The organism is Cupriavidus metallidurans CH34 (assembly GCF_000196015.1).
Taxonomy (GTDB): Bacteria; Pseudomonadota; Gammaproteobacteria; order Burkholderiales; family Burkholderiaceae; genus Cupriavidus; species Cupriavidus metallidurans.
Genome location: NC_007973.1, coordinates 1,719,085 through 1,732,533, shown reverse-complemented (window position 1 = coordinate 1,732,533; position 13,449 = coordinate 1,719,085). Strand labels below are relative to the sequence as shown.

10 protein-coding genes are annotated in these 13,449 nt (G+C 65.8%); 2 read left to right on the top strand and 8 right to left on the bottom strand.

The features are described 5' to 3' along the window. Positions 1–43: 43 nt before the first annotated feature. Together RMET_RS08075 and RMET_RS08070 are read right to left on the bottom strand one after the other, a co-directional pair. Positions 44–961: a LysR family transcriptional regulator gene (locus RMET_RS08075; RefSeq protein WP_011516336.1), complete on the bottom strand. Its 918-nt coding sequence runs from the start codon at positions 959–961 to the stop codon at positions 44–46. A gap of 40 nt (positions 962–1,001) precedes the next feature. Next, positions 1,002–1,952, bottom strand: a complete 951-nt coding sequence (locus RMET_RS08070) for a cupin domain-containing protein (protein WP_011516335.1) — start codon at positions 1,950–1,952, stop codon at positions 1,002–1,004. A gap of 152 nt (positions 1,953–2,104) precedes the next feature. On the opposite strand from RMET_RS08070, the gene RMET_RS08065 reads away from it, so the two are divergent. After that, positions 2,105–2,644 carry a carboxymuconolactone decarboxylase family protein gene (locus RMET_RS08065; RefSeq protein ID WP_011516334.1) on the top strand — a complete coding sequence of 180 codons (540 nt, stop codon included), beginning with the start codon at positions 2,105–2,107 and terminating at the stop codon, positions 2,642–2,644. Between the two features lie 54 nt (positions 2,645–2,698). On the opposite strand, the gene RMET_RS08060 is transcribed toward RMET_RS08065, so the two are convergent. After that, positions 2,699–3,778 carry a BamA/TamA family outer membrane protein gene (locus RMET_RS08060; RefSeq protein ID WP_231138483.1) on the bottom strand — a complete coding sequence of 360 codons (1,080 nt, stop codon included), beginning with the start codon at positions 3,776–3,778 and terminating at the stop codon, positions 2,699–2,701. A 563-nt stretch (positions 3,779–4,341) separates the two neighbouring features. On the opposite strand from RMET_RS08060, the gene RMET_RS08055 reads away from it, so the two are divergent. Continuing rightward, positions 4,342–4,779, top strand: coding sequence for a MarR family winged helix-turn-helix transcriptional regulator (locus RMET_RS08055; RefSeq protein ID WP_011516331.1), 438 nt, complete (start codon positions 4,342–4,344; stop codon positions 4,777–4,779). A gap of 108 nt (positions 4,780–4,887) precedes the next feature. Here RMET_RS08055 and RMET_RS08050 read toward each other — a convergent pair whose 3' ends face one another. From RMET_RS08050 to RMET_RS08030, 5 genes are all read right to left on the bottom strand, one after another. Continuing rightward, entirely contained in the window at positions 4,888–6,720 is a 1,833-nt protein-coding gene (locus RMET_RS08050; protein ID WP_011516330.1) for an NAD(P)-binding protein, read from the bottom strand. Then, positions 6,717–8,033 (bottom strand): cytochrome c, encoded by a 1,317-nt coding sequence (locus RMET_RS08045; protein WP_011516329.1) that lies wholly within the window; start codon positions 8,031–8,033, stop codon positions 6,717–6,719. Before RMET_RS08045 ends, RMET_RS08050 begins: the two co-directional genes overlap by 4 nt. Positions 8,034–8,051: 18 nt before the next feature. After that, positions 8,052–9,602, bottom strand: coding sequence for a glycine betaine ABC transporter substrate-binding protein (locus tag RMET_RS08040; RefSeq protein WP_011516328.1), 1,551 nt, complete (start codon positions 9,600–9,602; stop codon positions 8,052–8,054). Between the two features lie 81 nt (positions 9,603–9,683). Then, complete coding sequence (locus RMET_RS08035) at positions 9,684–10,031, bottom strand: cupin domain-containing protein (protein ID WP_011516327.1); 348 nt, start codon at positions 10,029–10,031, stop codon at positions 9,684–9,686. A 10-nt stretch (positions 10,032–10,041) separates the two neighbouring features. Then, positions 10,042–13,413 (bottom strand): DNA translocase FtsK, encoded by a 3,372-nt coding sequence (locus RMET_RS08030; RefSeq protein ID WP_011516326.1) that lies wholly within the window; start codon positions 13,411–13,413, stop codon positions 10,042–10,044. Between the last annotated feature and the right edge of the window lie 36 nt (positions 13,414–13,449).

The window sequence follows — 13,449 nt, the reverse complement described above, 5'->3', positions numbered from 1 at the left end:
TGTGCAAAGATGCACAACCTCACCCTTTCACTACAGTGACCGATCAGCCCGTACCGTCGAGGAACAGCCCGGTATTCGCCTCGACTTCCTCGGCGATAAAGTTGGCCACGGCACGCACATGCGCCGATTTCCAGTGGTCCTCGTGAACGTGCATGTGGAATGTACGCGTCACGGCCACGGCATCGGGCAGCACCGGCACCAGCGCGGGGAAATCCGCCGCCACGTAGGCCGGGATAATGCAGAGGCAATGTCCGGAGAGCGTGGCGTGAACCTGGGTCAGCAGGTTCGTGCAGCGCACACGCGCCGGAAGCTCGACGCCGACCGCGCCGGAAAAGCTTAACTCGGGCGAGAACAGCAATTCCTCCACGTAGCCGACGAAGGGATGCTGCGCGAGGTCTGCCTTGGTACGAATCTGCGCAGCGCGCTTCAGGTACGACTTCGTTCCGTAGACGAACATACGGTAGTCGGTCAGTCGGTGCGACGCCACACGCAGATGCTCCGCGCCCGACAGGCCGATGGCGATATCGGCTTCGCGACGGGTCAGGCTGAAGATCCGGGCGGCGGCGAAGATTTCCACCTCGAGCCTGGGGTGCCGTTCGGTCAGCGCATGGATGCGCGGCGCCAGGAACATGCTGCCGAAGCCGTCGGGCGCGCCGATCCGCACGATGCCGGCGATCTCCTGCTCGCCTGCCGCCGCAGCCTTCGAGGCAAGTAGCGCGCCTTCGATCGTCTCGGCGGTGGCCAGCAGTCGCTCGCCCGCATCGGTCAGCGCATAGCCCGTATGGCTCTTGTGAAACAGGCGCGTATTGAGGGTCCGCTCAAGTGCGTGGATATGGCGTGCCACCGTCGTGTGCTCTGTGCCGAGTTGCTCGGCAGCCGCGGAGAGCGTGCCCGATCGGGCAACGGCCAGGAAGTACCGGTAGTCGTCCCAGTTTTCATTGGGTCTGGTCGCGGAGGGCATTCGTCAATCCAGTTGGTGTCAAATCATCGGTAGTAGGGTCTCAGGCGCCATGGCGCAGCGCGCGATGCTGCCGCCGGTATGCGCCCGGCCCGATGCCGAACTGCTGCGCGAAAACACGGCCAAACGCCGCCTGCGACGCATATCCGCACTGTTCAGCCACGGCCGCCGCCGACAGGCCATCCTGACGCAGCAGCCGCGCGGCGCGTTCCATGCGCAACGTCGTCACCAGTTCCAGCGGCGTCATGCCCAGTTGCGAGAAGCGACGCGCCAGCGTGGCGCGTGACACGTTGCAAACCTGAGCGAGACTGTCGAGAGTCCACGGCTTCTCGGGCGCCCGGACCACAGCGTCGACGGCGCGCGCCATCCGAGGGTCGGCCATCAAGGCAATGACGCCCTGCGAAACACCCCCTTGGGCGATCAGCGTGCGCAGCAGCACGGTGAACAGCGCGGTCGAGAGATCGGCGATGATCGCAGCGCTACCCGGGCCGGGGCGCTCCGCTTCTGCATGCATCATGCCGATCAGGCCGCGCAGCCAGGCCAGATCGTCCGCGCCGCCCTCACCTTCACCATCGCCGTTGCCTCTTGTGCCGACGCACAGCATCTCTGGCAACGCGCTCAGCAGAACCTTGGACGCGCTGCCAAGCACGAACGTGCCGCACAGGATGTCGAGCGGCGCCGCCGCGCCCGGTACCGACACTTCCGTCACCACCCCGTTGAACTGTCGCGACTCCGCTGCCCTGCGCCGGCCGCCCTGCATGCCATGCAACGTATGGGCGGCGCCGTGCGGAAACAGCAGCACATCGCCCATGCCAACCTGCAGCGTCTCCTTGCCCACCTGCACGCTGGCCTGCCCATCCAGGATCACGTGGTACGGCACGTGACCGGGTGGCGCCTGTTCATTGTGGGCCGACCACGCGCCCGCCACGCGGCAATGGAGGTCCACCGTGCCGGCTGGGGCCAGCAGGCGCACGAGTTCGCTAAGGCTGTCCATGGAGCACACCCCGACGTGAGACGATCGAGCAAAAAGATGAGCCGATTCTAATCCATCCGAATCGCACTCGCACCTACCATGGAGTCCATGGAAGCGCTGCCATATACCAGCGCCTCCGAACCCCGATACCCGTGACACGAAGGAGAAAGACCATGACCACCCGCCTGCATACCATCGCCGTCCAGGACGCCACCGGCCAGACCGCCGAACTTTTTGGCGCGCTCCGCGGTGCCATCGGCAAGGTGCCGAACGCCTACGCGACGATCGGCAGCAATGCGCCGGCTGTGCTCGCGCAGGCGCTGCAGACAAATGCGGCGCTCAAGAAGGGCAACCTGTCGGCGCGTGAACTGGAAGCCATCAACCTCTCCGTGAGCGAGCACAGCGGTTGCGACTACTGTGTGGCTGCACATACGCTGACGGGCAAGATGGCCGGCTATACCGGCGATCAGATGTGCCAGCTCCGTCGGGGCAGCTACCCAGAGGACGCAAAGATTGACGCGCTGACCCGCTTCGCGGTGGAACTGGTGAGCACGCGCGGCACGGTACCTGCCGCAAGCCTGGAGGCGATACGCGCCGCTGGCTACAGCGATGGGCAGATCGTCGAGGCCATTCAGGCCATCAGCGCGATCCTGTTCACCAACATGATCAATCGCGTCAACGACACGACCCTGGACTTCCCGGCCGTGGCATAAGGAAACGGGCCCGTATGGGCCCGTTTCAGCATCCGTGGCGTCACGCTTGCCCGGCTAGTGCCATGCGCTACCCACCTGGATATAGAACGCATTCTGGTCACGGCTGTGCGCCACGTCGATACCCATCGACAGGCCCAGCTTGCGGGCGATCATGTAGCGGAAACCGCCACCGACGCTGACCACGGTGGACGCATCGGAGAAATCGTTCCACCGTCCGTACGCCTTGCCCGCGCCGGAGAACGCCAGCAGCGACCAGCGCGGCGTGACGTCCCAGCGCAGTTCGACTTCGGTCATCACGGCATTGCGGTCCTGATAGCGTCCCTTCTGCACACCGCGCAGGTCCACATAGGGCTGCGCGTAGAACGGCACATCACCCGTGGAGAAACGCGTATCGCCACGCAAGCCGAGAATCAGCGTACGGGCCACCGGAATCCACGTGAAGCCACGCGCGTTGTACATGTCAAACGTCTGTGTGCTGCCGAAGCCGGCTCGCGCGAACTGCACTTCCAGTTCGGCGTAGCTGCCCTTGTTCGGATAGAAGATGTTGTCGCGCGAGTCGTAGTCGATGACGATACCGCCCTTGCCGATACGCTGGTCGCGCTCGAAGCTACCCAGTTCCTGCGCCGAATTGCCGAACTTGAACGTTGCGGACGTATCGGCAAATACGTAGCGCGGACCGATGAACCAGTGTGTGTCGCCCACCCGGATCAGCAACTGCTGCACCAGCGCGAAGCCGCTCAGCTCATAGGATCGCGGCTGGTTCGAGACGCCGAAGTACTCGAGATTGGCGTCCACCTTGCCGATACCGCCCAGATAACGGATGCGATCGCCATCCCAGGTGTGGAAATGCCCGAAGCCGGCCGCCCACGTACCGTTATCGGTATAGGCACCGCCCAGCACCGTGATATTCGGCGGCGCCGGCCCCTTGCCACTGGCCCGGGCCTCGGCGGCCGCATCCGCCATGGATTCGGAGAAAAACAGCAGCCCGAGCCCAAAGCCGTAACCCACCGCCGGTTCGGTGATGATCGTCGGCACCGGCAGCGCGCCCTTGTGATTGAGCAGGAAGTCGCTCATGTCGAGCTTCCCGTCTTCCGGATCGAAGAACGTCAGTTTCTTCTTTGCCGGAGGTTGCATCTGGTCCGCCGGCTTGGCGGATTCGGGCGGTTTTGTGGATTCCGTTTGCGTTTGCGTCTGAGATTGGCTCGGATCTTCAGGCTGGGCCTGCCCATAAACGGGAGATCCGGCGGCGGCAGCCAGCAGCGCCAATGCAGATATCAGAATCGCGCGCGTCATTTTCCAGATGTCATATTGGAACCGGCGAAGACGGTCCACTGCGGGACACCGCCCCTTACTCAGTTTGCCGGGGTCGAATGGAGTGACACTTCGATCCCTTTTTCTGATTTATCCGCGACTGTACCGGAGCAACGCGCGCGACGCGGCGCTATGCGTCATGAACTTTCTCGTCCGCAGAATTTAGACTTTTTTCCCCGCGCACCTTTTCGAATACCCCAATTGGGGCATTTCCAATGACCGGACATCCGCGCCAGACGGCGGTTTCGGGAAATCGCACTCAATTTCATTTCTTCTACATCGACTCACAACAAAACTAAATTCCCATTCTGTCGCGAATTCGCCAGACTTCTTTTCGGCAAGTGTCTGCATCACAAGTCTCTCGATCATCGAAAAAGGACACGATAGTGAAACACTACACACCCGAGAACTTCCATCTCACCCAGAGCATTGGTTTCCACCTGAACAAGGCACGCAACAGCCTGCTTCTGGAAATGGATTCCGCATTACGTCCCCTGGATATCAACGGGCAACAGATGGGTATCCTGCTGGCGCTGACCCGCGGCATGGCGGGCACGCCGTTTGAGATCAGCAAGCTGCTCGGCATCGACAGCGGCCTGATGACGCGCATGCTCGACCGGCTCGAGGAAAAAGGCCTGCTGGAACGCAGCCGCAGCATCGACGACCGTCGCGTGGTGAATCTGACCCTGACCTCCAAGGGCAGACTGGTTTCGGCAGAGATCCCGTCGATCGCACCGGAAGTGCTGAATGAGCGACTGAAGGAATTCACGCCCGAAGAGTTCGACGAATTCCGGCGCCTGCTGCAGAAGTTTGTTATGGGCTGACCACTCCTGGCGAGTTGCGCGCACAACCGGCCAGGTCGTGCGCCGGCTGCGCCTCGCGTCAGCGCGTGACGGACGCAAGCCGTCGCGCTGACCCGCCCCCGCACTCACTCAGGTCTTGGGATTGAGAGACCCCACCGCCCGCATTGACTGCTCGATCGCTGCGGTTACCGACGGGCTCCCGGCCGTATCGGCCCCCGCGATACGGATATTCCCCACACCCCGCCCTGCCTGCTCCAGCGCAACTTGCAGGTTTGCGTCGTCGGGCGCGAGCCCGGATGGCATGTAGCTGTATCCGTGCGCCCAGCGATTGACGGTAATGCCCTGGATATCCCGGGCTGACTTGAAACCACCGGCAGCCAGCATACGGTCGAGCTGGGCGCGGATGTCGCGCTCGAGCACCTCGAACGGCGTACCAAGCAGAAAGGCACGACCGGCGCGGAACCGCTCGCGGGCCGACATGCCGCTATCGGGCACGGTCGGTACATAGAGCATGTGGAGCACCACCGGGTCATCCTTGCCGCCCGGCGCGGATTCGAGCCAGAGGTCCGAGTAGGCCATGGTCGGCGCATGGATTCGCCACGTTTTCAGCGCATCGAACGCACGCCAGTTGTCGAGCGCCACCTTGGTGTAAACGAGCGGCGCCTTCACGCACGCGCGCAGCGCGGCCTTGGCCGGCACCGGCAAGGAAGGCAGAATGAACGGCACCATCATGTCGTAGCCGGCCACGACCACGTGCGCGGCTTCCACGCGTTGCAGGTTGCCCTGCCACCCGTAGGTCACGCGCGTGATCCGCACGTCTGGTTCGATCGCGATGGCGGTGCTGTTCAAACGGATACGCACCGGATTCCCTTCCCGGTCGAGCTTGCTGTAGTCGAAACGCGCGCCGACGATTTCCTGCCCCTGCGCCGCCGCCACGCCTGGCACCAGCTTGCTCGCCAGCGCGCGCGCCAGTGTGGCATTGCCGTCCGGGAACCAAAGCCGCGACGCCGGTGACTTGCCCAGCCTCGGGTCGATCGCCGGGGCGGCCATGCCGGCACCGGCCGGCAATCCGATCGAGATGGCCTGGGCCACCGTAATGCCGTCGGCATCGAGCGCGTAGGCGTCCTGGCTGCGGCTGCGCAGGAACCGCAGCCCCGGTAGCCCTAGTCCAGCCTTCTCGCGCAGAAACACCGCATAGCGCGTGGATTGCGCGTAACGGGCGCGCGCCTCGCCAGCCATGCCTGACAGATAGTCAGTCTCACCTTGCGCCAGACGCTGAAGCGCCTGCCGGTCGGCTGGCGGCAATGGCGCGGCGTTCAGGAAGGCGCCCAGATCTTCCGGTGCTGGACGCACTCCAGCATTGCGCGCGTCGACCAGCGCCGCGAACGGATCGCCAGCCAGCCACTGATCGCGCCCAAAATGCTCGGCATCGAAGAACACAGCACGCCCAAGGCCGCGCCGCGCATAGTCGTCCCCGGGGCGCGCCTGGATCCTCGGCGCGAGGTCGAGCCCCGCCAGCAACGCCCGGACGGCCGCATTGTCGTTGGCCGACGGCGGCATCTCGGCACTGCCGCCGTAGGTAACCAGCGTGCGGCCACGCACCGTGAACTCGTTCCGCTTGGCGTGGCCGCCGAAGTCATCGTGGTTGTCGAGGATCAGGATGCGCGCGTTGCCACCGAAGCGCTGCTGGTAGAACCACGCCGCAGCCAGCCCACCGATGCCGCCACCGACCACCACCAGGTCATAAGATTCGCGCGCCAGCACGCCCGGATACTTCGCACCCTCCCGCGCCAGACTATGCGCGAGCGTAAACGTGCCGGGGTGATTGCCGCGCAGGCCGGTCAGCGCGGGAGGATAGGCAGGGCCCTGCGCCTCCGCGGCACGCAGCACGCTGGTGGGCGCGAGCCCTGCGGCAATCGTCAGCGCCGTACCATTCAGGAAGTCTCTGCGAGTAATGGTCATCGTGCGTTCGTCGCCTGCTTTCCTGTTGCCTTGCGGCGTTCCGCCACGGTTTGCGCCGTCACGGGCGCGGCGCGATTCCCCCAGCTGCTGCGGATGAAGGTCAGCAAATGTGCCAGTTCCTGGTCTTCCATGGTCCAGCCATAGCCGGGCATGTGGTAGTCCGTGGGCGCGGTGTTGACCCGCGCCGTGACTGCGCCGTTGAGCAGCAGGTTCACCAGCGATGCGGGATTCGGGTCCACCACCGTCGGGTTGCCGGCCAGTGGCGGAAATACCCGCTCGTAGCCCTTGCCGCTGGCGTTGTGGCACGGCATGCAGTAGGTCGCGTACTGGCGCGCGCCAGCGGTATCAAACCGGCCCTGTTCGAGTTGCGTGGCGACGGTTGCGTCATAACGGAACGGCTCAGCCTCCCGGCGCGCGCCCGGGATCGACTTGAGATAGGTCGCCACGGCGTCGAGATCTCCGGGGGTCATGTACTGGGTTGACGAGGCAATGACTGTCGACATCGGCCCGAACGATGTGGCATGGGCGTTGCGCCCCGTGTGCAGGTACTCGACGATCTCCGCCAGCGACCAGGCGCCGAGCCCGGTCAGCATGTCGCCGGTCAGGTTCGTGGCCGACCACCCCTCGACCGTTGCGCCGGACAGAAACTCGCGGCTGCGTGTATCGGTCCCTTTCTCGCCGAACAGCGTGCCACGCGGGGTATGACAGGCGCCACAGTGCGCCACGGCCTGGACGAGATAAGCGCCGCGATTCCACGCCGCGCCCCGGTCAGCGCTGGCCGGTATCGGCCCTTCCTCCAGATGGAGCAGGTTCCACGGCACCATGAGCCACCGCATGCTGTATGGCCAGCGCATCTGCGCATCACGATTGGTCTGCGCTACCGGCTTGACCTCGGCACGCAGCCACGCATACACGGCGGCCACGTCGTCTCGTGTCATACGCGCGTACGACGGATACGGCATGGCGGGATACAGGCGCCGGCCGTCACGGGCCACGCCGCGCCGTACAGCACGGTCAAAGTCGTCGAGCGAATAGCGGCCCAAGCCGGTACTGGCCTCAGGCGTGATATTGGTGGAGTAGACGGTGCCGGCACCCGTCTGCAGTGGCAACCCGCCGGCCATCGGCGCCCCGCCCTCGGCGGTGTGACAGGCAACGCAATTGGCGACACGCGCCAGGTAACGGCCGCGCTCTACCTGCGCTTGGGAAGCAGTGGGCGGCGCCGCCCATGCGGTGCTCACCGACAGCCACGTCATCCATGCCAGCCATCCGATTGCGAATCCACGCATCGCGGTACCGTTCTTGTTGTGATGCACCTCGGGGACACCGCATTGTTACCCAAATTTCGCCATGCGTGCACGCTTTCGATCCCGCAAGTATTCGGCCAGACCAAAGCCACCCTGCACCACCAATGCCAGCAGCGCGGCCGGAATCGCGCCGCCGAGAAGCTGGGTGGCGTCGTTCAGCGCCAGTCCGGTCACGATCCGCTCGCCGTACCCGCCCGCGCCGACAAACGCAGCGATGGTCGCCGTGCCTACGCTGATGATGGCTGCGGTCTTGATACCGGCCAGCAACACCGGCAGGGAGAGCGGCAACTCCACGTACCAGAGCACTTGCAACGGCCGCATCCCCAGTGCCAGGGCGGCATCGCGCATCCCCGCCGGCACTTCCTGCAACCCGGTGCACGCGTTGCGCACGATCGGCAGCAAAGCATAGAGGAACAGCGCGACCAGTGCCGGCCAGATGCCGATGCGGCCCAGCGCCGGTATCAGCATCGCCAGCAGCGCCAATGACGGGATGGTCTGCAACATACCGACCAAGGCCAGCAGCACCTGACCGAACCGGCGCCGGCGCGCAGCCACCACACCCAGCGGCACGCCGACCAGCGTGGCGGCCCCCACCGAGCCGCCGACCAGCGCCAGATGCCGGACAGTCAGGCGCCCGGTATCCGCGTTCGTCAGCATCCCCGCCAGGTTGTCGCGCTGATCCGATCTCGCCACACCGTCCGCCGATACCCCTGGATGCCCGGACAGGAAATTGCGGGCCACAGCAGAGAACGTCTTCCCATCGACTTCCGCTGCCGCATTCATGGCGATCATGTCCTGCGTTCCGATAGTGCCAGCCAGACGCCGCAGTGCCTGCCACGCCGCCGCATGACGCGTCGGCACGTCGAGCCGGTAGACGATCACCGCCTCGTAGCGCGGAAACACGCGCTGGTTGTCCTCGAGCACGCGCAGATGGTACTTGCTGATCTTGGCATCGGTCGAATAGATGTCGGTCGCGTCAATCTGTCCGTGCGCCAATGCCTCGTAGGCGAGGCCATGATCGATCCCGGATGGTCGCTGAGGCAGTCCATACGCGCGCTTGAGCGCGGGCCAGCCATCGGCACGGCCAAGAAACTCGTGCGACAGGGCGATCCGCAGGTCCGGCTGCCCCGCAAGGTCGCCAAGCGCGCGCAGGCTGACTGGCTGGGCATCGGAGACCGCGATCGCATAGGTATTGTCGAAGCCGAGCGCGATGGCCGCGCCCAATCCCATTGGCGCCAGCGCGGCGTTGATCTGCTCCAGCGTGGCGGTACCGGGTAGTCTCAGGATCTCGCTGGCGAGCGTGCCGGTGTAGTCCGGGTATAGGTCGATGCTTCCGGCCTGGAGCGCCTGGAACACGATGGCGGTGTTGCCCAGCCCCGGCAGATATCGCACCGGGCCGTGCGGCTCGGCAACCTGCCTCAGGATCTCGCCCAGGATGTACGACTCGGTAAAGCGCTTGGAACCGATGCGCAGCGTGTCGGCGCCGGCAGCCGGACCACAGGCCATGACCAACAGCACTAACAGCGCGCCAAGGAAGCGGCATTGCCGGAGGGCGAACCGCGTGAATGAATGAGACAAGCCGAAGCCTCCGCTCGGTGATGTCCCCCCATCATAAGGGCATCCGGCAAGCGCCGCGGCAGATCAAGCGTGTCAGGCGGATCAGGTGGCCGCCGGGGAGACGTGGATCGCCAGCCAGATGGTCGGCTGTGCCGCATCGGTCCTTGCCACGCGGTGGCGGCAGTGGGCCGGCAAATGAAGCCAGTCACCGGCGCCCAACGTGTGCGTCGTGCCGTCGTCGACTTCCACGGCGGCGCTGCCGCTGATCACGAGCACCCACTCGTCGTCGGTGCTGTCGTACCAGAAGCCGGGCGCGCTGGCCTGGCCGTTCGAGACGATGCGCTCGATGCGCACCCGGCCCGCCGCCTGCCATTCCATCAGATCGGCAAAGATCTCCGCCGATGCGTGAACCGGTACGTCTCGCAGTAGATTGCCGGTGGTCGCCGTCATCGTCAGTTCCTTAGTCGGACGGCCCCGGCGCCAGCACTTCGCGCGTGCCGTTGCGGCCCATCGGGGATACCAGCCCCGCCGCTTCCATCTGTTCGATAAGGCGCGCGGCACGGTTGTAGCCGATGCGCAGTTGCCGCTGCACGGCGGAAATCGACGCGCGCCGCGATGTCAGCACGAATTGGGCGGCCTCATCGTAGAGCGGGTCGGACTCGCCGTCGCCACCGCTGTCGCCGAACAGATCCGCGGCGCCTTCGGGCGCGTCGCCTGCCAGGATCGCCTCGTCGTAGTCAGGCTCGCCGAACTGCTTCCAGTGTTCGACCACGCGATGCACTTCCTCGTCGGCCACGAATGCGCCGTGCACACGCTGAGGATAGCCTGTGCCCGGCGGCAGGAACAGCATGTCGCCTTGCCCCAGCAGACTCTCGGCGCCCATCTGGTCCAGGATCGTGCGCGAGTCGATCTTCGAAGACACCTGGAACGCCACGCGGGTCGGGATATTGGCCTTGATCAGGCCCGTGATCACGTCCACCGACGGCCGCTGCGTAGCCAGGATCAGGTGGATGCCGGCCGCGCGCGCCTTCTGCGCCAGCCGGGCGATCAATTCCTCAATCTTCTTGCCGGCCACCATCATCAGATCGGCCAGCTCGTCGATCACCACCACGATCAGCGGCAGCGTGGACAGCGGCTCGGGCGCATCCGGCGTCAGCGAGAACGGGTTCGGCACCTTCTCCCCGGCGGCTTCCGCCACGCGAATCTTCTGGTTGTAGCCCGCCAGATTGCGTACACCGAGCGCCGACATCAGCCGGTAGCGCTTTTCCATTTCCCCGACGCACCAGTTGAGCGCGTGCGCGGCCTGCTTCATGTCCGTGACCACGGGCGCCAGCAGGTGCGGAATGCCCTCGTAGACCGACAACTCGAGCATCTTCGGGTCGATCATGATCAGGCGCACGTCTTCCGGCGTGGCCTTGTACAGCATCGACAGGATCATGGCGTTGACGGCCACCGACTTGCCCGAGCCGGTCGTGCCGGCCACCAGCAGGTGCGGCGCGCGCGCCAGATCGGTCACCACCGGGTTGCCGGTGATGTCCTTGCCCATGGCCAGCACGAGCTTCGACGCGTGCGCCTGGAAAGCTCCGCCATTGACGATTTCGGACAGGCGGATCATCTGCCGCTTCGCGTTCGGCAGTTCCAGACCCATGCAGGTCTTGCCTGGAATCGTCTCGACCACGCGGATCGATGTCACGCCCAGCGCGCGGGCCAGATCCTTCATCAGGCCCACCACCTGCGCGCCGCGCACGCCCATCGCCGGGTCTACTTCAAATCGTGTGATGACCGGACCCGCGCTGGCTCCGACCACGGACACCGGCACCTTGAACTCGGCCAGGCGCTGGGCGATCAGCTCGCCGGTCTGCTCTAGCCGTTCCTCGGACACCTGCTCGGCGTTCTCGTCGGCCGCTTCCAGCAGGCTGGCGCCCGGCAGGCGGTAGTCGACGATTCGCGGCGCTGGCGGCGCAGGGGGCGCTGCCGGGGGTGACGGCGGCACAGGCGCGGCCATCACCGGGGCAACCGTCGCCGGCGCCTGGGCGCCAAGTGCCACCGTCCGCCCGACTACGGCCGGCAGGACGATGCGTGGCTTGGGCGTTGGCTGGACGAAGGTGTTGGCATCCACCACGGCGGACGGGTCGTCGGTCTGGCTGTCGTCGGCCTGATCTTCGCCCTCCCCTGCTTCCTCCGCTTCCGCCTGCAATTCGATTCGGGATTCGTCAGACTCGGGATCGCCGGCATCGACCACCGGCCTGCTGGCTTTGTCGCTGGCCGGGACGGCCTCGGCGAGGATCGCTTCGGTGGTCTCTTGTTCTGCGGTTGCAGTTGCGGCTTCGGCTTCGGCTTCGGCTGGCGCCTCATCGATGGCTTCCGCTTGGGCGATCTCCGCCTCGGCCATTGAAGCCGCCACGGCCAACTGGATCGCCATGTCGTCGGCATCGCCCTGCTCGGCTGGCACGTCCGGGACGTCAGCCAATACCGACTCCGCGATCGGTGCCGGCAGCGCCTCGGCTTCCATCGGCGCGGCCTCGGCCACTGCCTCTGCCACCGGCGAAGGCTCCACTGCCACCGATGGCTGCACGTGCCGGCCGGCCAGCGCCTGCAATTCCGCCAACAGGGCCAGCGCCTCGTCGCGAATCGCGTCCATCGTCACTGACGATTCCGGCATTTCGCCAGACGCCTCGGATTGGCCGTCCACTGCGGACGTTTCCAACGCAGCGGACGTTTCCAACGCAGCGGGCGCATCCTGACGTTCGACGGCAAGGTCGTCCGCCACAGTCGCAACAGCCGCGACAGCCGCAATATCTATCGCCTGTTCGACAACCTCCGCCGTGGCAGCCGGGGCGACGGTAGCTGCCGACGCGGCCACCGTGGTCGCAACCGCAGGCTCGGGCAGCGTGGTAATTGCCGAGCGCAGGCCGAGCTGCGGATTACGGAACGGGCTGCTGACCACCGTCGCGCGCGGTGCTGCCGGCTTCGGCGCAACCGTGGCTTCCGCCTTCGCCTGGACCGGTGCGGCAGCGGCGGGACGGGCGGCCGTCGGCACAGGGTTGGCCGCGCGAGGCGTGGGTGGCGTCGAGGAAGGCTTCTGGGCGGAAGACGGAGCAGGCTTCGGCGTCACCGGCTTCACCGCGCCTGGCGCCTCGGCATGATGCAGCCAGATCTCGCCCGGTTGCGGGGGCGACTCACGCGTGCGGGGCGGCGGTTGCCACGCGGGCTGACGGCGGGCGGAAACCGCCTCGATACCTTTCTGGCGCGTCTGCGTGGCCTGCCAGCCGCCGGCCGACTGCGCCGGCAGCGAAGTGGTCTCCCAGCGCTCGACGGAATCACGCGGCGAAGCCTGCGGCGCGGCGCTATCGCTACGGAAATCGCCGCGCGGTTCGCTACGCGCGTCGTGACGGGAATCTGTTGTACGGGCGCTGCCTCGTGATTCGAATCGGGAATCGGCGCGCGACTTCGTCCGGGTGTCGCCCCGGTCCTCGTCACTTTCCACGCGCGGCTTGCGCAGCAGGAACAGGCTGCGCCATGTCTCGCCGAACACCATGGGCGCGGTCAGGCCCAGCACCGCCAGCATCATCAGCAGCGCGCCGGTCCAGCCGAGCATTCCGGACACCACGCCGGCCAGCGCGTGCCCGACGGCACCGCCCGCGGTCTCGCCTTCGCCGCCAGTCAGCGATTCAAGCGTGGCGCTGGCACCCAGCACGAGTACCGTGCCAAGCAGCACGCGCAGCGAGCCACGACCAAGCAGCCGCCGCTCGCCAGCCAGCACACGCCCCACTGTTTGCCATACGAGCGGCAACAGCCACAAGGTCGACAATCCGAACCAGCCCAGACCCATGATCAATTTGACACGTTCAAAACTACGGGCAGCGAT